The following is a 24119-nucleotide window of genomic DNA, read 5'->3' on the forward strand; positions in this document are numbered from 1 at the left end:
TATGCAAAAGCTTCTTTTTTCTTTACTTATTTGCATTACGTTTTCCTTATCTGCGTACAGTTTTCAAGACTCTACCAAGGTAGATTATGATGATGCTTCTATCCCTGTACAGAAAATTACAGAAGAAGATTTACAATCCTATAAAGATGACTCTAGTTATAATTACACCTTAGAAAAAGCAGATAACTCTTGGTGGGAAAAATTTAAAACTTGGTTATACTCTTACTGGTTGCGCTTTTTTCAATGGCTATTTGGAGGTGAAAAAGCTGTTGGCTATTTGTCTGTTTTTTTAGGACTATTACCATATTTGCTGCTGGTTATTTTAATTGTAGTTGCTGTACTCTTCTTTTTAAAAACAAATATGAACAGCATAAGCTTATCTAAAAAGAACAAGAGTGCCGTTACATTATCTGAAGAAGAAAACATTATAAAAAATGAAGATATTCAGCAGTTAATAAAAAATGCATTAGAAGATAAAAACTACAGGTTAGCCATTAGATATTACTACTTGTATATTTTAAAAATAATGAGTGAAAAAGATCTTATAGACTGGCAATTACAAAAAACTAATGATGATTACCAAAAAGAATTAAGCAACTCTACTTACGCCAAACCTTTTGTAACTATAACTAGGTTATATGATTATATTTGGTATGGAGATTTTGCCATAGACGAACCAAAATACAATAAAGCAGCTGCGGAGTTTATTAAACTACAAAATAGTATTACCAAAAAGTGATAAAAAAAGGAAAATCATACATAATAATTTTAGTAGTAACATTTGTTGCTTACTTAGCTTTGGAATACAACAAACCAAAAGAAGTTAATTGGTTCCCCTCTTTTACTACACACCATAAAATACCATTTGGAACAAAGGTTTTTAATGATATTTTAGAAAAAAGATTAGGTGATAAAATAACCGCAGTACAAGAACCTCCTTATATTTTTTTAAATAAAAACAACAATATTTCTGGCACTTATGTTTTAATAAACAATACCCTAGATATAGACAAAAGTGAAGTTAAAAAACTTTTAGAGTGGACCGCCAAAGGAAATACACTATACTTAGCTGGCTCTAGTTTTAGTCAAGCTTTAAAAGATGAGCTTAATTTTAGCACAAAAACACTTTATACAAATGATATAAATCATCACTTTTATATGCAGTTGGTTAATCCTTTTTTAAAAAGTGGTAAACCTATAGTGTTTAGTAAAAAATCTGATGTAACTTATTTTTCTAAAATAGATACATTAAATACCAAAGTATTAGGAGTTATAGATAATTTTGAAACCATATCTATAAAAAATGCAAATATTATAAAACAGAATTACGGAGACGGAACTATTATTTTAAATCATTTCCCTTATGCATTTACCAATTATTTTATTTTAGAAAATAAAAATAATACAGATTTTACATCTTCTTTATTGGCTTATATAGATACTACTAAAAATGTGTATATAGATAATCATCATAAAACAGGCAAAACATTTTACACTTCACCAATGCGCATATTTTTAAGTGCTAAAGAATTAAAATGGGCCTATTACATAGCCCTAATTGGTGCTTTATTTTATGTGTTTTTTGAAGGAAAAAGAAAACAACGAGCTATACCTGTGGTTACCCCTTTAAAAAATCAGACTTTGGCATTTACACGTACCATAGCAGATATGTATTATCAAAAAAACAGGCAAAAAGAAATTGCAGAACATAAGATTAACTTTTTTATGGATTTTGTACGATCTAAATTTCATGTAAATACTTTAGAAAAGAATGATGATTTTTACAATACAGTCTCCGCAAGAAGTTTTCATACAAAAGAAGAAATTAAAAATTTATTTCTTTTTTTAGATAATCTTATGAATAAACACAGCATAACTAATGACGAGCTGTTAGCATTAGATAAAAAAATAGAACAATTTAAAGACAAAGCAAATGGAAGCAAATAACGATATCAATTTTGATAATAGAATACCTCTAGAGGATTTAAAAAATGCTGTAACAGGTATTAAACAAGAGCTGGCTAAAGTAATTATTGGTCAAGACCGTTTTGTAGAGTTATTAATTGTTTCGCTTTTAGTAGATGGCCACGTGTTAATTGAAGGTGTTCCTGGAATTGCAAAAACCGTTACTGCTAAATTATTTGCTAAAACTTTAAAAACCGATTTTAGTCGCATACAGTTTACTCCAGATCTTATGCCTAGTGATATTTTGGGTACTTCTATTTTTAACGTTAAATCTTCTGAGTTTGAATTTAAAAAAGGGCCCATTTTCTCTAACATTATTTTAATTGATGAAATAAACAGAGCTCCTGCTAAAACACAAGCCGCTTTGTTTGAAATTATGGAAGAAACACAAGTTACTATGGATGGCAAAACATACAAAATGGAAGCTCCGTTTATGGTTTTAGCCACCCAAAACCCTATAGAACAAGAAGGCACATACGCATTACCAGAGGCACAATTAGACCGTTTTTTATTTAAAATAAAAGTAGAGTACCCAACCTTAGAAGAAGAAATAAAAATAATTACAACTCATCATGAACGTAAAGGAGCTAAACCACAAACATTAATTAATGATATACTCTCACCAGCTAAATTAAAAGAGTATAAAAAAAATATACAAGATGTAATTGTAGAAGCTAAAATTTTACGTTACATAGCAGAAATAATATCTAAAACTCGTAATCATCCACACTTATACCTTGGTGGTTCTCCTAGAGCCTCTTTAGCTACCTTAAACGCCGCTAAGGCTTTTGCTGCTATTAATGGTAGAGATTTTGTTACTCCAGAAGATGTAAAAAAGGCGTTAGAGCCTGTGCTAAACCACAGAGTAATTTTAACTCCAGAACGCGAAATGGAAGGTATGACAACAGAAAGTGTTGTGCATATGATAATTGAATCTGTAGAAATACCTAGATAATACTACATGCGCTTTTTAAAATCGTTTTACATACACAATACCTTTTTCTGGTACCTAGCCATACTATCAGCAATGTTTATGACATCATACTGGTACAAATGGCTATACCCTATTGCGTGGATTTGTACTATGGTTTTATTAGCAATGTTTTTGTTTGATGTTGTTTTACTTTACGCCACAAAAAACAGTGTAAAGGCAAGCAGAAGCTTACCTCAAAAATTATCAAACAGTGACCATAACCCTATTGTTATGGAATTTATTAGCACATACGATTTTAAAACGGGTATTACTGTAGTAGAGGAATTACCTATTCAATTTCAAAAAAGAGATTTTAAATACAACACCATACTTACTAAAAAGGAACCTAAAATTTTTGAGTATACAGTTAGACCCGTAGAACGTGGAGAATATTACTTTGGTAATTTAAATATTTATGCCTCTTCTCCCCTACGCATAGTAAAACGTAGGTTCTTGTATTTAAAGAACCAAGTGGTACCTGTTTACCCGTCTATTATACAAATGCAGAAATATGATTTTTTAGCTATTAGCAATAAATTATCTGAATTTGGAATGAAAAAAATTAGACGCATTGGTCATACTCAAGAGTTTGAGCAAATTAAAGAGTACGTTGCAGGAGACGATTTTAGAACAATAAATTGGAAAGCAACTGCCAAAAGCAACCAATTAATGGTAAACCAATACCAAGATGAAAAATCGCAACCTATTTATTCTGTTATAGATACTGGTAGGGTAATGAAAATGCCTTTTAATGGTCTAAAACTGTTAGATTATGCAATAAATAGCACACTTGCATTTTCTAATGTAGCGCTAAAAAAAAATGATAAAACCGGGATGATATCATTCTCTAAAAACATAGAGACTTTTTTACCTGCTGTACAAAAACCAACTTATTTAAACTCTATCCTAGAAAAGCTTTACAATATTTCTACAGAGTACACAGACTCAGATTTTGGATTGCTTTACGCGCATATTAAAAGAAAAGTAAATCACAGAAGTTTATTACTGCTATACACAAATTTTGAGCACATTACAGCTATGCGTAGGCAACTACCTTTTTTACTTGCCATTGCCAAAAAGCACGTTTTAGTTGTTGTGTTTTTTGAAAATACTGAGCTAGAAGAACTCATAAATACTAGTGCCAATGACTTACAAGGTATTTACCACAAAACTATTGCAGAAAAATTTAGTATGGATAAAAAATTAATGCAAAAAGAACTGCAGCAATACGGTATACAAACTATACTTACCAAGCCGGAAGAACTAACAATTAATACTATAAATAAATATTTAGAAATTAAGGCAAGAGGTTTGTTGTAAAAAACTAGCGAATATTATTTTTTCTGGTTAAAAAAACAGTCAAATTTTACTTAATTAAAGTCTACTTATATTTAAAATGCAATATAGAGTTACTGTAAAAGAACCACTTACATGTTTGTGTTAAAAAAAATACTACAAAAACAGGTTTTAAAATAAAAATTCTTTATTTTTCCGTATATTATATATTTTAAACCTGAATTAAAATTTATGCTACAAACTAACTACCAAAAAATATATAGCGGAAACCAATTTAATGTAAAGTCTATTTTAGAAAAGTTATTACAAATTAATATAGAAGGCGTTGTAAAAGACGAGTCCGAGTCTGGAAGACTAGCTGGTTTTGCATCTGCCATTCCTGGGGAACAAGATTTGTATGTACATAATGATGAAGTAAAAAAAGCTTTAGAAATAGTAAACAACCATTTTAAAGAATTATAACCGCTACACTTATTTTTTAACTAAAATAAGTTGATAAAATACTTAATACCTTACAAAAATTACTTATTTTTAAAGTAGGTATTTATTTACATATGAAAACTCCCCCCTTAACAAAAGAACTACAGTTATCTAAAACTTTAGTTGTTACTTTACTGGTTATATGTATTTCTCCTTTTCTTCTTCAGTTAGCAGGAGTTAACTTTGGAAGTGTAAACGTAATTTTAAATGCTAACGGAGATATGGTTAACCTAAACCATACTACGCAAGATTTAGCCTTTACGCATTTAAGAGGTACATTTACTCACCTAATTTTAGAATGGACAGCTATTTGTATCGCTATTGCTACTGCAGTATTAGCCTTTATACAATATAGAATTACAAATAACCCTACCACACCAATTATTGGAGGTGCATTGCTATGTGCTGGCTTTATAGACGGATTTCATGCTCTAGCAGCAATAAAAATAATTAATCCTGCAACAGACAATGAAAATTTTTTACCCTTTACTTGGGCATTATCAAGAATATTTAATAGCGTAATTTTAATATTAGGGGTAAGTATAATTTTATTGCAGAAAAAACGAATGTTACCAAAAAACGGTAGGCGTTTAGTTTTAATTGTTACCCTAATTTTTGCAGTAATAGTTCTTTCAACTGTATACCTATCTGCCTTAAGCCCAACTTTACCTACAACAACGTTCCATAATAGTATTGTAACAAGACCTTATGATTTAATATCACTTGTACTGTTCTTACTTATGGCAATATACTTATTTCCAAAACTTATTAAAAAAGAGAATAATGTATTCTCTAACACACTATTATGGAGTATGATACCCGCCATTGCAACACAAATGTATATGGCTTTTGGATCAGAAAATTTACACGACTCTAATTTTAACATAGCACACGTTTTAAAAGCAATATCTTACACCATACCTTTTATTGGCATTATACTAGACTATATCTCTGCTCATAAAAAAGAGCAAATAAGAGTAAAAGCTCTAAAAAATGCTCATTATGTAGTTAGTCAAAAAAATAAAGAACTAGAGCAATTTGCTTTTATAGCATCTCATGACCTACAAGAGCCCTTACGTACACTTTTAAACTTTACCCAATTGTTTAAAGAAGAATATGGAGACAAGCTAGATGAAAATGGCAAAACCTATCTTAGTTTTATTAAACAAGCAACAACAAGAATGAGTTTGCTTATTAAAGCTGTTTTTGATTACTCTAGAATTGGAGCAAAAAATGAAATTGTAAAAGTTAAAACCAATAAACTTTTAAAAAACATAGTTGCAGAAATGCAGCCTCATTTAAAAGATACAAACGCCATTATAGAATATAAAAAACTACCAAAAATATATGGTCAAAAAACAGAATTACGTATTCTTTTCCAAAATTTAATAGCAAACGCAATTAAATTTCAAAAAAAAGGAAATACTCCAATAGTAGAAATTAAAGGTAAAGATACAGGCGATTACTGGGAGTTTAGCGTAAAAGATAACGGTATTGGTATAGAAAAAAAGCACCAAGATAAAATATTTTCTATGTTTCAACGCTTACATTCTAAAGACGTTTATGATGGTATAGGAATAGGACTAACCCATTGCTTAAAAATTGTATTAATGCATGAAGGAAGAATATGGGTAATATCTGAACCAGACAAGGGAACCGAATTTAAATTTACTATTAAAAAACAAAAATGAACAAGCTAAAAAGTATATTGTTAATAGATGATGATGATGCAACAAATTTTTTGCACAAAATGGTCATTAAAAAGGTTAACTGTACAGATAATGTAATTGTTAAAACCAACGGAGAAGAAGCAATAAATTATCTTAAAACTGAGTCTAATGGTAAGTACCCACAACCAAGCCTAATTTTATTAGACATAAATATGCCTATAATGAACGGTTGGGAGTTTTTACAAGAGTACAAAAAGCTTGAAAAAAATCAAATGGCAGAAACAGTTATAGTTATGCTAACAACATCTTTAAACCCAGATGATAAAGAACGTGCTTTAAGCTTTACTCAAATTAACGATTTTAAGAGTAAACCACTAACTCCAGATGGATTAAAAGATATATTAAAAAGCTTTTTCTTGTTTCCGGATAACATTTAATGTTATGCGCTAATATTTAAGGTATATTTGCTTTTATGCAGCAAATTATAGACCAAATGGGAAGGCAAATTAAATGCCCTAAAAAACCATTACGTATTATTTCTTTAGTTCCTTCGCAAACAGAATTATTAGTAGACCTAGGATTAGAAGAATATATTGTTGGGGTAACTAAATTTTGTGTACACCCTAAACACTTACGCATGTCTAAAAAAGTAGTTGGCGGGACAAAAAAAATTTCATTAGCCAAAATTGAAGCTGCTAAACCAGACATAATTTTGTGTAATAAAGAAGAAAACACAAAAGAAATTGTAGATACGCTAGAAAAACTTTACCCTGTACACGTATCTAATATTAATGATTTAGAGGACTCTTTAGAGCTGATAATGCAATATGGTTCTATTTTTAATAAAATGTTTAGCGCCACCAAAATTGTTAACACCATAAGGAATGAAGCTAATGCATTTAAAGATTTTATAAAAAACAAAGCAAATAAGAAGGTAGTTTATTTAATATGGAAAGACCCATATATGACTGTTGGTCGTGATACTTTTATAAACCATATGCTAACACTTAATAATTATACTAATGTTTTTGCTGATTATTTACGCTACCCAGAGACAACTTTAAAGGCAATACAAAAATTAAAGCCAGATTGCATATTATTATCTTCAGAACCATACCCGTTTAAAAGAACACATATAGATGAAATTAAAAAAATAATGCCATCTACAACTGTTGAGCTCGTAGATGGCGAATATTTTTCTTGGTATGGTAGTAGACTGTTAGATGCTTTTATCTATTTTAAATCTCTACACTATTAATTATAAATTGGTGGCTGCATTTTTTGCCAACTCAAATTCAGTTACTATTTCTTTAACAATATCTGCTGCAGGCATAATTTTGTGTATAATAGCTGCTACTTGTCCAATTTCTAGCTCACCGTCTTCCATATCTCCTTCAAACATACCACGTTTTGCACGTGCTCTACCAAGTAATAACTTCAAATCTTCAGGTGTTGCACCTTTTGCATAAGCATCTTGCACTTGGTTGTAAAATTTGTTTTTTAATAAACGTACTGGTGCTAGTTCTTTAAGCGTTAATTGCGTGTCTCCTTCTTTAGCCTCTATTACTTTTTCTTTAAATAACTGATGTGAAGAAGCTTCTTCACTTGCAACAAACCTACTACCAATTTGCACAGCATCTGCACCTAAAATCATAACAGCCAACATAGCTTTACCTGTTGCAATACCGCCTGCTGCAATTAATGGTATTTTTAATTGCTCTTTAACGGCTGGTATAAGAGTTAAAGTAGTAGTTTCATCACGTCCGTTATGCCCGCCAGCTTCAAAACCTTCAGCAACAACAGCATCTACACCAGCTGTCTCAGACTTTAATGCAAATTTTAAACTACTAACAACGTGCACTACTGTAATTCCGTTTTCTTTTAAATAACTAGTCCAAGTTTTTGGATTACCTGCAGATGTAAATACAATTTTAACGCCTAAGTCTACAATAATTTTCATTATTTCTTCTACATTAGGGTACAACATTGGTACATTAACTGCAAAAGGTTTATCTGTAGCTTTCTGGCATTTTAAAATATGCTCTTTTAAAACATCCGGATACATAGATCCAGCACCAATTATTCCTAATCCGCCTGCATTAGAAACAGCAGACGCTAGCTTCCAGCCACTAGCCCAGATCATTCCGGCTTGTATAATTGGATATTCAATATTAAATAATGATGTTATTCTATTTTGCATATTTTTATTTTATCAAACTTAAAAATTATTATGATATAACTCCAGAACCTATAAGCTCATCTCCAATATACCAAGCAACAAATTGCCCTTCTGTCATTGCAGATTGTTCTTCTTCAAAATCTACATACAAACCAGCATCAACCTTGTATAATGTAGCTTTTTGTAAAGCCTGCCTGTAGCGTATACGTGCCATAACTTCCATTGTTTCATCAACCTTTAAAGCCATATCTGTACGCACCCAATGTAACTCATCGTTAGCCACAAATAGTGTTTTACGGTATAAACCTGGGTGATTTTTACCTTGACCAGTGTATATTACATTCTCATTAACATCTGTCTCTATAACAAACAGCGGTTCTTTAGTACCACCAACAGCTAAACCTTTACGCTGTCCCTTTGTAAAATAATGAGCTCCTTGGTGTTCTCCTACAACTTTACCATCATTTAAATTATAAACAGGTTTTGCAGCATTGTAAGACAGCTCTTCTTCCTTGGTAGCAAACTTTGGTATTATAGTGTTGTATTGTTCTAAGTTAGAAGAAACCTCTACAATTACACCTTGTTTTGGTTTCAATTTTTGCTGAAGAAAATCTGGCAAGCGAACTTTACCTATAAAACATAGACCTTGAGAATCTTTTTTATCTGCAGTAATTAAATCATTTTCTGCAGCAATTTTACGTACTTCTGGTTTTAACAAATTACCTATAGGGAACAATGTTTTGGATAACTGCTCTTGTGAAAGTTGACATAAAAAATAAGATTGATCTTTATTACCATCTTTACCAGCCAAAAGTTGGTGTATTTCTTTACCTTCTTCATTTATAAAAGATGTTTTTCTGCAGTAATGACCTGTTGCTACAAAGTCTGCTCCTAATTGCATTGCAATCTTCATAAACACATCAAACTTAATTTCTCTGTTACAAAGTACATCTGGGTTAGGTGTTCTACCTTTTTCATACTCATTAAACATATAGTCTACAATGCGTTCTTTATATTCTACGCTTAAATCTACTGTTTGAAAAGGAATACCTAATTTCTCAGCAACTATTAGTGCATCATTACTATCTTCTAACCACGGACATTCATTAGAAATGGTAACAGAATCATCGTGCCAATTTTTCATAAAAAGCCCAATTACATCATAACCTTGCTCTTTTAAAAGATAGGCTGTAACGCTAGAATCTACACCACCTGAAAGTCCTACTACTACTTTTTTCATTTTTTAAAATCTGAATTGCAAAAATACAAAAATCTAAAATGCTTTGTATTTCTATTATTACCCATAAATCTTCAATTTTTTATAAAAAAACGCACCGTTTATCGATATTTAAAATCGATTAAAAACAGACTAAAATCTTAGTCGAAAATTAAACAACAAAATGACTCTGCTTAACATACAAAATAGGGACTTTTACAACTAAACATTTTTTAACCTCTTAATAGGTTGCATCTTTGGAGTCCCAAATGTTACTAAGCTTAACCTACTTAGTGCTTAAAGCTCCTAGAAATAGGAGCTTTTTTTTTGTGCCGTAATAAAAAAAATCCTGCTTCATATACAAGAAGCAGGATTTTTTTATAATCTATTAAAAAGATAATTATCTATTCTTTTTATGCTCTTCTGCTTGCTCCATCATTTCACGCATCTTCTTCTGAAACTTGTTTTCCTTCTTAGGTTTCTTTTTATTTTCCTGAATTTTAGCGTGTATTTTATCTTCATCAATAATAAACTTCTTAATTGCCAACATTATAAATATTGTAATTAAGTTAGATACAAAGTAGTACAAACTAAGTCCACTAGCGTAACTATTAAAGAATACCAACATCATTAATGGAGATAGGTAAAGTATAAACTTCATATTAGGCATTCCTGGTTGCTGTTGCATATTTTGACCAGATGTCATCATCATATAAAAGAAAATAGCAATAGAAGCTAATATTGGAAATAAACTAACGTGATCTCCGTACAATGGAATATGAAAAGGTAATTCTGCTATAATATCATAAGACGATAAATCGTCTGCCCATAAAAATGGTTTTTGACGCAACGCAAAAGACGTTGGAAAAAACATAAACAATGCATAAAAAACTGGCAATTGTAATAAAGCTGGCAAACAACCACTCATTGGGCTTGCTCCTGCTTTATTATAAAGCTTCATAGTTTCTTGCTGTTTTTTCATTGGGTTGTCCTTATACTTCTCCCCTATTTCAGCAATTTCTGGCTTTAAAACCTTCATTTTTGCTTGTGATAAGTATGACTTATAAGTTACCGGCGACATTAATAAACGTACCAAAATTGTCATTACAATAATAGCTATACCATATGGTAAAAAGCTACTTAAAAATGTATAAGCTGGTGTAAAAACATATCTATTTATAAAACCAAATATTCCCCAACCATAAGGTATAGAGTCTTCTAGACCTAAATCTTCATATTTAGATAGCTCTTTAATATCTGTTGGTCCATAATAAAGATTCATATTATAGGCTAACTCACCCGCTTCTGTTTGTAAAGGTAAAACAGCTGTATTTTCTTTTGTAAACTTTGTTTCTGGTGTATCATCCTCTACCAAATTTACAGAACTTAATTTAGCAGTTTTAAAATGCTTATCTGTTGCCAAAATAGAGCTAAAGAAATGTTGTCTGTATGATAACCATTTAACATCTTCCTCTTCCTCTTCATCATCACTTCCCTCAGATAACTTACTAATATTACCATCATCATGATTGTATGTTAAACGTGTGTATCTATTTTCATAGGTAGCACTTTTACTGTGCCTAATTCCTTTTTGCTTCCAAACCAAAGCAATTGGTGCAGCACTATTTATTACTCCATTTAAGCCTTGTGAGCGAATATTAAAGTCCAATAAATATTCATCTGGTTTAATCTCATATCTGTATTCTAAAAAGTCTGTAGCAGAAACTTTAGCTTTCATAGAAAGCACTGTGTTTTTACCATTTTTAGAGACTGTTGGCTCAAAATATAAATTTTTAGTATCTAAAACTCTATTATCTGATGTGGTAAAAGTTAAACCAAAACTAGCATTATTGTCTTTTACCAAATGTACAGGAAGAGAATCATAGGTAACAAAATTCTTCATTTTTGCTTCTACAATTTGCCCACCTTTGTTACTAACTCTTAAATATAGTACGTTATTTTCTAAAACTGTAGTTCCGTCTGATGCTGGCGTGTAACCGAAAGCACCAATTTTACTTTTGTAATTAGCAACCGCAGTAGAGTCTGATAAATTTAAAACTGGTTCTTGAGAAATAGTCTCTTTCTCTTGTTTGTTATCTGCTGCCGCAGCTTCAGTTTTTTGTTTTTCTTTTTTCTGTGCTTCAAGTTCCTCGGCAGTTGGTTGTGTGGTATTAAACCATAAAACAAACAATCCAAAAATTAGTAAAAACCCAATTAAGGTTTTTGCATCAAATTTCTTTTCTTCCATTCTAATATGTCAAAGATTTTATAGTAACCACTATAAATCTATTTATGTTAATAATAAATTACAGTTTGCAAATATATGCCCAAATGTACACTTTATGCCAAACTGGCACTTTTTTATTGTTTTTTATGTTCTAGAGCTGCTTTTACAAATCCTACAAATAGTGGGTGTGGATTAGCTACTGTACTTTTATATTCTGGGTGATATTGCACACCTATAAACCAAGGATGTACTTCTTTTGGCAATTCTACAATCTCTACCAAACCTGTATCTTTATTAATACCAGAGGCTTGTAAACCTGCAGCCGTAATTTGTTCTTTGTACTTGTTATTAAACTCGTACCTATGCCTATGGCGTTCAGATATATCTGATTTTCCGTTGTAAACATCTTTAACTAAACTGTTATCTTCTAAATGACAGGCCCAAGTACCTAAACGCATAGTACCACCTTTGTTTACTACAGTTTTTTGTTCTTCCATTAAATTAATAACAGGATTAGGAGTTTCCTCGTCCATTTCTTTAGAGTTTGCATTTGCTAAACCTAAAACATTTCTAGAAAACTCTATAACTGCCATTTGCATACCTAGACATATACCCAAAAATGGTATATTATTTTCTCTAGCGTATTGCACAGCTTTAATTTTACCTTCAATACCTCTTTCTCCAAAACCAGGAGCAACAAGTATACCGTCTAATCCTTTTAATTCTTCTGCCATACTTTTACCCAAAATATGTTCAGAGTGTATAGATTTTACTTCAACTTTTACCTCGTTTTCTGCTCCTGCATGTATAAAGGCTTCTAAAATAGATTTATAAGAATCTTGCAATTCTACATACTTACCAATTAAACCAATTGTAACTTGATTTTTAGGGTTTTTATGACGTTCTAGAAATTGATTCCACGTGGTTAAATCTGGTTTCTCAGTATCAGACAAAGCCAACCTTTCTAAAACAACAGTATCTAAACCTTCTTGTTGCATTAATAAAGGAACATCATAAATTGTAGATGCATCTATAGATTGTATTACTGCTTCTCTTTTTACGTTACAAAACAATGCTAACTTATGCTTTATTTCATCAGAGATTTGGTGTTCTGTTCTACAAACTAAAATATCTGCCTTAATACCACTTTCCATTAATGTTTTAACAGAGTGCTGAGTTGGTTTTGTTTTTAACTCCCCAGCAGCAGACAAATAAGGTACTAGAGTTAAGTGTATAACAATACCATTGTTATCTCCTAACTCCCATAATAACTGCCTAACTGCTTCTATATATGGTAAAGATTCTATATCACCAACAGTACCACCAATTTCTGTAATTACAATATCATAATCACCACTTTTTCCAAGTATTTGTATACGTTCTTTAATTTCATTGGTAATATGAGGGACTACTTGTACTGTTTTTCCTAAAAACTCTCCTCTACGTTCTTTTTCTATAACACTTTGGTAAATTCTACCTGTAGTAACATTATTAGCTTGCGAAGTTCTTACGTTTAAAAAACGCTCATAATGCCCAAGGTCTAAATCCGTTTCTGCACCATCGTCAGTAACGTAGCATTCTCCGTGTTCATAAGGGTTTAATGTTCCTGGATCTACATTAATATAAGGATCCAATTTTTGAATGGTAGTTCTGTAACCTCTAGCTTGTAATAGTTTAGCCAAAGATGCAGCTATAATTCCTTTTCCTAGAGATGATGTAACCCCTCCGGTTACAAATATGTACTTAGTGTTTGCCATGTAGCGTTAGGTTGTTTTCTTAACGCAAGCAAAAATAGCAAATTGCTATTACAAAAGCAGTCTATTCTTTAGGAAAATCTTTCTGAATTTTTAGAATGATATCTTCCAATCCGTTTATTTTAATTTCTAACATAGATTTTAACAAAACACCTAGTTTACCCTCAGGAAAACCCTTTTGATTAAACCATACCAAATATGGTTCTGGTAGGTTTACCAAATACCTTCCTTTGTATTTACCAAATGGCATTCTGTAATGAGCCAATTCTATAAGTTTTTGGTTATCGTTTTTTAACATAATTAAAAAGTCTAAAAGTAACTTTACACCGTAAATAGAACAGTAACAACTACATACATCCTTTTTTAGATTATAAAACAACTTTAATGCCGTAAAACTATGAAAAAAGTATTTGTCTTTTGTGTTTTTTTAGTAATGCTTATAGCTTGTAATAACAATGATAGTGAACAACTTTATAAACTAGTAGAACAAGCTGAAGATAATATAACTTTAGATACAGATAACGACGGAATTACTGATGAAGAAGAAATAGAAAATGGTACAGATCCAAATAATGAGGACACAGACGGTGATGGTGTTATAGATGGAAAAGAAATTGAAGACAATACAGACCCTCTAAAAAACTGTTCTTTTAAATTAGACAGCCAAACAGTAAGCACAAATGCTACTTGGAAAAATTTAGATTGTGATGCTGACGGGATAATTAATATTGATGAAGTAAATGCTGGTACAAACCCATTAATTGCAGATGAAGTAGAAGTAAAATCTCCTTTGCTTGGGACATGGGCATTAGTTAGTGCTAAAATAGATAATGGAACAGCTACTACTGTAGTTAACAACCAAACCTATCCGTTAGAATATACAGCAAATTCTACAAACGAAAACTCTACTGCTACATTTACTGAAAACCCTAATAAAATTATTAGCACAGGAGAATATATCACTGTAATTAATTTCTCGTTTTTAGGAACTGATTATACAGAAACCATAACATCTGAAAGTCCGCTGAGTTCTGGTGATTGGTCATTAGATAATGACACACTAAAACTTGACGCTAATGATACCGTTAATGGTACATACAAAGTAATTAGCTTAACTGATGAAACACTTGTTTTGCAAACTGAAGTAAATAGAATTGTAACTACAGGAGGTGTAGATTTAGACACAAAAGGAACGTTAGTAATTACACTAAATAAAGAATAAGATAAATAAAATTGAAGTTAAAAAAAGCGACACTTGATGTCGCTTTTTTTAACCTATACAATTATTTTAATTTTAGTTGTTTTTTAACCTTGGTTTGCCATAAAAGCTGCTTTTCTAAATTTCTAGAGTAATTTGTTTCTGCGTCATACAAATCTTGATACGCATTTAACTCTTTATTTATGGCGCTATAAATTTCTTTAACTTCTTTTCTAGTATTTTTTGAAGGCTTAATTTTACTTAAACGATTTCTCATTTTTCGTGCATAAATTTCAGCTATATCAAAATGTAATTGTTCATGAGCTAATGTAACATTTGTAGATATACTAGGCCTATACCATGATTTATTAGGATAAAAAAGAGCAATAACTTCATAAGTGAATTTATTGCCCTTTTCCCTGTTAAAATAAGTAGTATACTTATATGTTATACCACTAGCTGTTACAGCTGCAGCTCTATTATTTTTTGGTGTTTTACCCTTAAAATTAGCCCAATTTAAAACTAAATTGGGCTTCCATACAATTGTTTCTTCTGTTTGCGCATTACTACTTATAACAAGCAATACAGACAATAAAAAAAACGTTTTTTTAAAGATTAGCATACCTTATTTTTTAGGTACCACCTTCTCCACTTCTTCTATTTTCATATCATTATATTGCATAATGTAAACTGCAGTATTAGTAAATCCGGCATTTTGCTTATTAACGTAGTTAAATTTATTAGCAGTGTATTCTGTTTCTCCTACTATTTTAGAAACTTCAAATAAATCGTTTTTATAAGCTAGTTTTAATAATATGTCATACATAATATCAAAACCTCTAGCTGCGTATTTATCTGGGTTAGCACCAAATTTTGATCTATACAATTTATTAAAGCCTTCATCTGTAATTTCTTTATTTACTGATGGATATGTAAAGTTTAAATTAGATAAAAGCATATTATCTACTTCATCTCTATCAAAAGCTTTATTAAGGTCTGTTGTAAACATTCTAATTTTTGTATCCTTGGCATTTAAAGAGTTTACAACAGATGTTGCATGCTTAGACAAAGCCAAATTACTTGTCTCTACAAAAACAAAATTATCTACGTTTCTTGACAATAAATATTTTAGTTTATTAATATTTATTGTTAAATCTTTAATTAAACTAACCTTTTTAGCTTTAGGAAACCTTTCTGTTATAGCATCAGACTCTGCCTTATGCTTAGAGTCTGCAATAATTACAATATTTTGATTTGTATAAATACTAGAAACGTAATCTAATATTTTTGTTCTTAAAACCTCATTAGATGGTAATGAGTAAAATGTATTACCAAAACCTATTTCTTGCTCTGTTAAGTTAGGAGAAATAACAGGTATTTGAAGTCCTGCAGTTTTTTTAGCTACTTCTTGTATAGATTGTGGATCTAAAGGACCAATAATTGCTCTATAATCACCAATATTTTCTTTTTCTAAAATCTCCTTTACCTTTTCAACACTTTTTGTAGACTGTGTATCATAAGCTGTTACATCTACAGAAACACCTTTTTTCTTAATAGCGTCTAACGCTAATTGCATACCAGAATAAAAACCTAAACTAATTTTTGTATCCAGTCTTTTTTCTATATCCCTTTTAGCTTCAGATGTATTATTAATATCAATTTTATCTAACCTAAACGGTAATAACACCATTACTTTTGGTCTAATTGCAACATTTACGCTATCTACTAAATTAATTTTTGGAAGAATTAATGAGTTTTTAACGGTAAAATTACTGCTTCTAGCTTTTGGTAATTTTAAAACCATTCCAGCTTTAATACCTTCTTTTAAAGCAGGATTAAATGCTGTTAACTCTGCAAATGACACCCCCAAATCTCTAGACAAAGACATTTCTCCTTGCCCCTGACGAACTACATAAAATATATAGTTTTCTGAATTTACTACCTGTGCATCTGACGCAGACTGACCTTTTAAAGTAGGAATTTTTATATTCATTCCTTCTTGTAGTCCTTTTTCTTTAACTAAAGGATTTGCCTGTTTTATTTGCTCTTCAGAAACTCCATATGCCTTTTCTAACCTATAAAAAGTCATTTTTGCAGGTACAGTATAAGTTATAAAATTTGGCACTTTTTCTGAACCAGTTTTAACCAAGCTATCTCTAACTAGTATATTACGTTCTGGTATTTTAAGTTCCTGACCTTCTGCCAAATAATTAGAAGATTTTGGCAAATCTGGATTTAAAAGAAGTAAACTATCTACAGTAATGCCATATTTGTTTGCTATACTCCAGCGTGTTTCTTTTGCCTTTACAATATAAGATTTTAAAACAACCTCTTTTACTTCAACTTTTTTAAAGTGAGGAATTCTTAATATCATTCCTTTCTTTACATCATCAGAATACAAAATTGTATTGTATTTTTTTATTTGATCCTGAGAAACTTTAAACTGCTTAGAAATACCATAAAGTGTTTCTCTTTTTTTAACCTTATAGTTTGTAAATTTATATGGTGTATCTTCATAACTAACAGAAACATTGTTATTGGTAGTAGAAGCTGGAGCCTCAGAAGTATCTATAACTACTTTTTTATAAACAGGAATTTTTAAAACAGTTCCCTTTTTTAATTGCTCTGCATACAATTGTGTATTGTATCTTTTAATATCATCTTCTGTAACATTGTATTGTTTAGCAAGACTGTATAAGGTTTCTCTTTTTTTTGCTTTATGCTCTATAAAACGAATTGGCTTCTCTTGCTTAACCTGAGTAACCTTTACAGGCTTATCGCCTGCCAAGGAAGCCGTTACAGCTGCCATTTTTTTATCCAACGGAACAATCAAGATAGTATTTGGAGTCAGTTTTTGGCCTTTCTTAATCTCCTTATTGTAAACTAAAATATCCTCTATAGATACATTATATGTTTTAGAAATACTCTCTAAGGACTCTCCTCTTTTTACAGGGTGTGTCTTATACTTTTGTGCATAAGAGTTGGCTGTAACCAAAAGAATTAACAAAAAAGAAAGAACTGTTTTAAAAAATTTACTATTCATAATTATTCCCATTCTATTGTTGCAGGCGGTTTAGAACTAATATCGTAAACTACTCTATTAACGCCTTTTACTTTATTTATAATATTATTAGACACCTTTTGTAAAAACTCGTATGGTAAGTTTACCCAATCTGCTGTCATTCCGTCTGTGCTTTCTACTGCACGTAAAGCTACACATTTCTCGTACGTACGTTCATCCCCCATTACACCTACACTATTTACGGGTAAAAGTATGGCTCCGGCCTGCCAAACCTTATCATATAAGCCACTTTTTTTTAGTTCTCCTATAAATACAGCATCTACTTCTTGTAAAATAGCTACTTTTTCTGGTGTAATATCTCCCAAAATACGTATTGCAAGTCCAGGTCCTGGAAAAGGATGGCGCCCTAAAAGGTCTTTTGCCATACCCATAGAGGCTCCTACACGCCTAACTTCGTCTTTAAATAAAGCTTTTAATGGCTCTACTATTTTTAATTTCATAAAATCTGGCAAGCCTCCTACATTATGGTGACTTTTTATTGTTGCACTTGGCCCTCCTGTTGCAGAAACACTTTCTATAACATCTGGATAAATTGTACCTTGTGCTAACCAGCTTACTCCTTGTATTTGATGAGCTTCATCATCAAAAACCTCTATAAATACACGACCAATGGCTTTACGCTTTTGTTCTGGATCACTTAACCCAGCTAATGCGTCCAAAAAGCGTGCCGAAGCATCTACACCTTTAACGTTTAAGCCCATACCTTTGTATTGCTCTAGCACATCTGTAAATTCATTTTTACGTAATAAACCGTTATTTACAAATATACAGTATAAGTTTTCTCCTATGGCTTTATGCAATAACATTGCTGCTACCGATGAATCTACTCCTCCAGATAAACCTAAAACAACTTTATCATTACCAATTTTTTGTTTTAATGCTTCTACAGTTTCTTCTACAAATGCATTAGGCGTCCAATCTGGATTTACATTGGCTATATCTACTAAAAAGTTTTCTAATAATTGTTTACCATCTGTAGAGTGGTAAACCTCTGGGTGAAATTGTATTGCATATGTTGTTTCACCTTCTATTTTATATGCTGCATTTTGTACATCATGTGTACTTGCAAGTAAAGTTCCGTTAGTTGGTAATGACTTTATAGTATCACTATGACTCATCCAAACTTGGCTACCTGCACTTATGTTTTTAAGAAAAGTTTCATTTTCTTTTACATAACTTAAGTTTGCTCTACCGTACTCTCTGGTATTAGAAGGGGCTACCTCACCGCCAGAAAAGTGTGCCAAATACTGTGCGCCATAACATACGGCTAGCATTGGTTTTTCTCCTCTAATACCTTTTAAATCAGGATGAAAAGCATCATCTGAACGTACAGACATTGGGCTACCTGATAAGATAACTGCCTTGTACTCTTCTAAGTTTGTTGGAATTTTGTTGAATGGATGAATCTCGGAATAGATGTTAAGCTCTCTAACTCTACGCGCAATAAGTTGTGTGTACTGCGATCCGAAGTCTAAAATTAATACCTTGTCATGTTGCATGCGCAAAAGTAATATTTAATTATAAAAAAGCTAAACGAAAGTATTGAAATTTTACTCCATTGTTTTCAATATTTGCTCAATATCTTTTTCTGTAGTATCCGGATTAATAAAACAAAACCTAGAAACAGTTTCATAAGTATTACCTAATTTGTATTTGGTTGGTGTTACCAAAGCAAATCCTTTTTTATGATTCTCATAAGTCCAATGTGTATAATCTTCTGGTTTCCAACCTTTTCTCCTATACAACACACAAGACAAGCTTGGCTCTCTTACCAACTCTAAATTTGGATGTTCTTCTATCATTTTACCCGCAATTTGCGCAAGTTCCAATCCGCGTTCTACAGCTTCTTTATACCTATCTGTTCCGTGCATTGCTAATGAAAACCACAAAGGAAGTCCTCTTACTCTACGTGTTAACTGTATTTGGTAGTCTGTTGGATTAAACCCATGTGCACCTTCATCCTTAAAAATATCTAAGTAAGATCCCTGTTGGGAGTGTGCGTTTTTTGCCAATTGCATATCCTTATAAAGTACCGCTCCACAATCATACGGAGAAAACATCCATTTATGAGGATCTATAGTAATACTATCTGCTTGCTCTATACCATTGAACAAGTGCCTAACAGAATCTGCAACTAAAGCACCTCCGCCGTATGCTGCATCTACATGAAACCATAAATTTTGTTGCTTACATACCGCAGCAATACCGTTTAAATCATCTATAATACCCGCATTTGTTGTGCCACCAGTTGCAACTACTGCAAATAGTCTGTTACGCTGTTCTAAAGATAAACTAGCAATTGTTTCTTCTAATTCTGATTGATGCAAACTCTCTTCTGAATCTACTAAAAGAATATCTACATCTATAACTTTGGCCATTGCCTTTACAGAAGAATGCGCACCAATTGATGCTATAATTAAGCCTTTTTTCCCTCTGTTTTCTTCTTTTTCTCTAAAGTGTTCTCTTGCTGTAACCAATGCAGATAAGTTAGCTGCAGTACCACCGCTAGTAAAAACACCAAAAGCACCTTTAGGTAATCCTGTTAAAGAAACAATCCATTTCATTGCTTCGTTTTCACAAAAAATACCACCTGCACCTTCCATCCAATAAGCTCCGTGTATGCTAGATGCAGAGGTAACTAAATCAAACATAATGGCAGCTCTAGTTGGTGAAGCTGGTACAAATGCTAAATGCCTTGGATGGTCTATTTGCACATTTGCATTAGCCAAATGTTTCTTCCATAAATTAAATGCATTTTCTCCTCCAATTCCTTTATTGGTTATAGTTTCTCCAACTAAATTCTTCAATTCTTCGGCTTTAATTGGTTTTCCTATTTCTCTTTCAGTAGCAGATATTCTATCAATGGCATATTTCATAACATCCATTGTCATTTCTACTAAACCTAAATCTATTTTATGCATTTAAATTATAATTCTAGTATTAAAAAATTGCCGTCTAAAGGCTTTAAACTTGCAATTAAATTAGGAATTAAACTTGGACCAAACTCTAAGTATGGTTCAGAAAAATTTTGATTTCTTTCTTGCAAAGACTTGTTAGGAAAAAGTTGGTTTTGTATTTCTGTTAAGCGTATAACGTGGTCTTTTAACTTGCGCTTTTGTGCTTGCAACAACCTATCTTCTAATGCTTGTAGTCCTTTTTTTTGTTTTACCTCTTGTGCTTTTACTGCTCCTAAAAAAGTTTTATCTGTTTGTTCTGCTAATGTATACAGATTTTTAAATTGCTCTTCTAAGTGTTTTTTTTGAGGCGTAAAATCTATATCTATGTTAGATATTTCTCTTATTTTTTTATTTACTAAACTATTTTGTTTTAAAAACAAGTCTTCAATACTTACGTTTAGTTTCTTTAATTTTTCCGATTGTTTTTCGGTTATTAGCAACGCAGAATTGCGTAGTAATAACATTGGAAAAGTTACATTTTGACTCTCAAAATATGATTTAAGTTCTAACCAATATGCCAATTCACCGCCACCACCTATGTAACAAAGGTTTGGTAATATAATTTCTTGGTAAAGTGGCCTGCCAACAACATTTGGAGAAAAACGCTCCGGAAACTCATTAAGCTCTTTTAAAATAGCTTCTTCAGTAAATGTTATTTCTGTATTATTAATAAGGTATAAATCATCTTTTTTAATAATTCGTTCTCTTACACCATCAACCAAATAAAAATAATTAATTTCTCTTGGGTTTACCTGTATTTTATAGCCATCAGAAACAGCACTAAGTTTTACATTTGTTTCTTCTACCTTAGAAAATCCTGTATGGTTTAATAGATCTTCTTTTACATACGGAATTTGTAATTTCTTTAACTCTTTGTCATCTCCATCTACAATAACTAAACCGTAGTTAGTAAAAAGTTCATTTGCTAAATACCGTGTTGCTGCTGTTAAATTTGAATGCTCTAAATAAGCCTGTGTAAATAAAGTTTTTAATTCCTCTGCTGTTTTACCTCCACCAATAGTGCTAGAAAAAGCATTAAACACTTGGCCCAGACCTTCTGTATTTAACCTACCTACTCCGCCAGATGCATTTTTATTCCACTGTATTTTTTTCCCTTTAAAATTAAAATAATTAATTTCATCAAAATCATGATCCTCCGTAGCCATCCAATAAATAGGAATAAAATTTTGCTCTGGATAGGTCCTTTTTAACTCCTCTGTTAAATTAATAGTAGATATTATTTTATATAAAAAATACAAGGGACCAGTAAACAAATTAAGCTGGTGACCAGTTACTACGGTAAATGTATTGGGTTCTTTTAATAAAGATATATTTGTTTTAGTTTTTTCTGATGCTGTAATGCTTGCATATTGGTTTACCAAAGCATTAGCTAATACTAACCTGTTTTCTACAGGAAAATTTTTAGTCTTTTCTACTATCTGTAATTTAAAATTATTTAAGTTGGGAAATCTGTTGTAAAAAGATTGTAATTCTTTCTTCTCTTCTAAATAATCGCACATTAAACTAGAGAAGTAACCTGTTTTGTGGTACGGAATATTGCTGACTTTCATAAATACGATTATATAAAGGCAAAGATAAAATTCTTTACCAATCTATTCTAAATAAAAACTGTGTAAAAAAACTATAAAACTAAGCATTCATTTGTAAGTTTACCTCTAAATTAAGACTTAGATTATTATAAATCATTGCTAAAAAAACCTTAATATATGTTAAAAAAACGTATCTTTAAAAGGCTCGGCTTGTATATAACTAACACACTTAAATAAATTTGCTATGATACTCTCACAAACTAAACCTCAACAATTGTCGGTATTACACTCTTTTCTTTTCAGTTTCATTTTATTATTTTTTGGAACAACAACTGCCAGTGCACAAGAATTTCATCAATTTAAAGGAGAAATATTAGATAGTGATTCTAAAAAACCTCTTGTTTTTGCTACATTATCTATTGCCGGATCTAATATTAGCAGCATTAGTAATGCAGAAGGTAAGTTTTCTTTAAAAGTGCCTAATGAGGTATCTACAGGAGATTTGGTTGTGTCTTTTTTAGGATATAAAACAAAAAAAGTAGCACTAGAATCATTAAAAAAATCTGGGAACAATAAAATATATTTAGATATAACTGTTACCGCTCTAAGTGAAATAAATATTTCTGCTCCAAAGGACCCAAAAGCATTAGTTTTAGAAACGCTTAAAAAAAGAGGTGACAATTATTTTGAAGACCCAACATTAATGACCGCTTTTTATAGAGAAAGCATAAAAAAAAGAAGAAAAAACATATCACTATCCGAAGCTGTAGTTAACATTTACAAAGCTCCATACTCTAACTCACGTAAAGATGTGGTTGAACTTTATAAAACAAGAAAAAGCACCAACTACTCTAAAATGGATACTCTTGCTCTAAAACTACAAGGCGGCCCATTTAATGCTTTGTATGTAGATGTTATGAAATATCCACAATACATTTTTGGTTTAGATGTTTTACCTTTTTATGAATTTAGTTTTGACCACTCTACGCGCATCAACAATAAATTAATTTATGTTATTAGTTTTAAACAAAACAATAAAACTGAACAGCCACTCTACAAGGGTAAACTATATATAGATGCAGACAAAAAAATACTTACTAGTGCCATTTACTCTTTAAATATTATAGATAAACAAAAAGCAGCTAAGCTTTTTGTGCGTAAAAAACCAAACAAAGCTAATGTTTGGCCTACAGATGTAGCTTACCGTGTAGATTACAGAGAAAAAAACAACAAATGGTATTATAGTTACAGTAGTGCTATATTAGAATTTAAAATTGATTGGGACAGTCGCTTATTTAACTCGGTTTATAGTATGAGTTGTGAAATGGCTATTACAGATTGGGAAAAAAATGAAAACCAAGTTTTACCTAAAGGAAAAGATAAAGTAAAAATGTCTATTATTTTAGGAGATGAAGCCGTAGGCTTTTCAGACCCAAACTTTTGGGGCGAGTACAATATTATTGAACCAGAAAAATCTATTGAGTCTGCAATTAAAAAAATTAAACGCCAGTTAAAAAGAACAAAAGGTAATGGCTCTGCCGTTAATCCTTAATGTCGTCATATTTTAGATGT

The 24119-nt window shown here is 31.3% G+C and carries 20 protein-coding genes; 10 read left to right on the forward strand and 10 right to left on the reverse strand.

Features of this window, described 5'->3' with window-relative positions:
* Position 1 precedes the first annotated feature (1 nt).
* The 8 genes from BFJ87_RS00590 (at position 2) to BFJ87_RS00625 (ending at position 7642) form a co-directional block, all read left to right on the forward strand.
* Positions 2-739, forward strand: a complete 738-nt coding sequence (locus BFJ87_RS00590) for a DUF4129 domain-containing protein (protein WP_077398601.1) — start codon at positions 2-4, stop codon at positions 737-739.
* Positions 736-1947, forward strand: a complete 1212-nt coding sequence (locus BFJ87_RS00595; RefSeq protein ID WP_077398603.1) for a DUF4350 domain-containing protein — start codon at positions 736-738, stop codon at positions 1945-1947. Before BFJ87_RS00590 ends, BFJ87_RS00595 begins: the two co-directional genes overlap by 4 nt.
* On the forward strand, positions 1934-2920 hold the full coding sequence (locus tag BFJ87_RS00600) for an AAA family ATPase (RefSeq protein ID WP_077398605.1): 987 nt from the start codon (positions 1934-1936) through the stop codon (positions 2918-2920). Before BFJ87_RS00595 ends, BFJ87_RS00600 begins: the two co-directional genes overlap by 14 nt.
* Before the next feature lie 6 nt (positions 2921-2926).
* Positions 2927-4258: a DUF58 domain-containing protein gene (locus BFJ87_RS00605; protein WP_077398607.1), complete on the forward strand. Its 1332-nt coding sequence runs from the start codon at positions 2927-2929 to the stop codon at positions 4256-4258.
* 207 nt (positions 4259-4465) lie between these two features.
* Positions 4466-4696 carry a putative signal transducing protein gene (locus tag BFJ87_RS00610; protein ID WP_077398609.1) on the forward strand — a complete coding sequence of 77 codons (231 nt, stop codon included), beginning with the start codon at positions 4466-4468 and terminating at the stop codon, positions 4694-4696.
* A 92-nt stretch (positions 4697-4788) separates the two neighbouring features.
* Complete coding sequence (locus BFJ87_RS00615; protein ID WP_077398611.1) at positions 4789-6405, forward strand: ATP-binding protein; 1617 nt, start codon at positions 4789-4791, stop codon at positions 6403-6405.
* Positions 6402-6821: a response regulator gene (locus BFJ87_RS00620; RefSeq protein ID WP_077398613.1), complete on the forward strand. Its 420-nt coding sequence runs from the start codon at positions 6402-6404 to the stop codon at positions 6819-6821. Before BFJ87_RS00615 ends, BFJ87_RS00620 begins: the two co-directional genes overlap by 4 nt.
* Positions 6822-6856: 35 nt before the next feature.
* Positions 6857-7642, forward strand: a complete 786-nt coding sequence (locus BFJ87_RS00625) for an ABC transporter substrate-binding protein (RefSeq protein WP_077398614.1) — start codon at positions 6857-6859, stop codon at positions 7640-7642.
* Here the strand turns inward: BFJ87_RS00625 and BFJ87_RS00630 are convergent, their stop codons facing one another.
* The 5 genes from BFJ87_RS00630 to BFJ87_RS00650 all read right to left on the reverse strand — a co-directional run bounded on the left by BFJ87_RS00630 (position 7643) and on the right by BFJ87_RS00650 (position 14058).
* Positions 7643-8584, reverse strand: coding sequence for an NAD(P)H-dependent flavin oxidoreductase (locus BFJ87_RS00630; protein ID WP_077398616.1), 942 nt, complete (start codon positions 8582-8584; stop codon positions 7643-7645).
* A gap of 28 nt (positions 8585-8612) precedes the next feature.
* Positions 8613-9803, reverse strand: a complete 1191-nt coding sequence (gene mnmA / locus BFJ87_RS00635) for a tRNA 2-thiouridine(34) synthase MnmA (protein WP_077398618.1) — start codon at positions 9801-9803, stop codon at positions 8613-8615.
* Between the two features lie 376 nt (positions 9804-10179).
* Positions 10180-12027 (reverse strand): membrane protein insertase YidC, encoded by a 1848-nt coding sequence (gene yidC / locus BFJ87_RS00640; protein ID WP_077398620.1) that lies wholly within the window; start codon positions 12025-12027, stop codon positions 10180-10182.
* A 113-nt stretch (positions 12028-12140) separates the two neighbouring features.
* Complete coding sequence (locus BFJ87_RS00645; RefSeq protein WP_077398622.1) at positions 12141-13763, reverse strand: CTP synthase; 1623 nt, start codon at positions 13761-13763, stop codon at positions 12141-12143.
* 61 nt (positions 13764-13824) lie between these two features.
* The gene (locus tag BFJ87_RS00650) at positions 13825-14058 is read right to left on the reverse strand and encodes a DUF3820 family protein (protein WP_077398777.1); all 234 of its coding nucleotides are present in this window, start codon (positions 14056-14058) and stop codon (positions 13825-13827) included.
* A 99-nt stretch (positions 14059-14157) separates the two neighbouring features.
* On the opposite strand from BFJ87_RS00650, the gene BFJ87_RS00655 reads away from it, so the two are divergent.
* Positions 14158-14982 (forward strand): lipocalin family protein, encoded by an 825-nt coding sequence (locus BFJ87_RS00655; protein ID WP_077398624.1) that lies wholly within the window; start codon positions 14158-14160, stop codon positions 14980-14982.
* Positions 14983-15043: 61 nt separating this feature from the next.
* Here BFJ87_RS00655 and BFJ87_RS00660 read toward each other — a convergent pair whose 3' ends face one another.
* From BFJ87_RS00660 to bshC, 5 genes are read right to left on the reverse strand one after another with little or no spacing between them, the layout of a single operon-like run.
* Entirely contained in the window at positions 15044-15580 is a 537-nt protein-coding gene (locus BFJ87_RS00660) for a DUF922 domain-containing protein (RefSeq protein WP_077398626.1), read from the reverse strand.
* 3 nt (positions 15581-15583) lie between these two features.
* On the reverse strand, positions 15584-18001 hold the full coding sequence (locus BFJ87_RS00665; RefSeq protein ID WP_171974444.1) for a LysM peptidoglycan-binding domain-containing protein: 2418 nt from the start codon (positions 17999-18001) through the stop codon (positions 15584-15586).
* A gap of 2 nt (positions 18002-18003) precedes the next feature.
* Positions 18004-19539, reverse strand: a complete 1536-nt coding sequence (gene guaA / locus BFJ87_RS00670; RefSeq protein ID WP_077398630.1) for a glutamine-hydrolyzing GMP synthase — start codon at positions 19537-19539, stop codon at positions 18004-18006.
* A 51-nt stretch (positions 19540-19590) separates the two neighbouring features.
* Positions 19591-20961, reverse strand: a complete 1371-nt coding sequence (locus tag BFJ87_RS00675) for a pyridoxal phosphate-dependent decarboxylase family protein (protein WP_077398632.1) — start codon at positions 20959-20961, stop codon at positions 19591-19593.
* A gap of 5 nt (positions 20962-20966) precedes the next feature.
* The gene (gene bshC, locus BFJ87_RS00680; RefSeq protein WP_077398634.1) at positions 20967-22568 is read right to left on the reverse strand and encodes a bacillithiol biosynthesis cysteine-adding enzyme BshC; all 1602 of its coding nucleotides are present in this window, start codon (positions 22566-22568) and stop codon (positions 20967-20969) included.
* Between the two features lie 223 nt (positions 22569-22791).
* On the opposite strand from bshC, the gene BFJ87_RS00685 reads away from it, so the two are divergent.
* Positions 22792-24099, forward strand: a complete 1308-nt coding sequence (locus BFJ87_RS00685) for a carboxypeptidase-like regulatory domain-containing protein (RefSeq protein WP_077398636.1) — start codon at positions 22792-22794, stop codon at positions 24097-24099.
* The last annotated feature ends 20 nt before the right edge of the window (positions 24100-24119 follow it).

The sequence above is a fragment of the Cellulophaga omnivescoria genome (assembly GCF_001999725.1).
Taxonomy (GTDB): domain Bacteria; phylum Bacteroidota; class Bacteroidia; order Flavobacteriales; family Flavobacteriaceae; genus Cellulophaga; species Cellulophaga omnivescoria.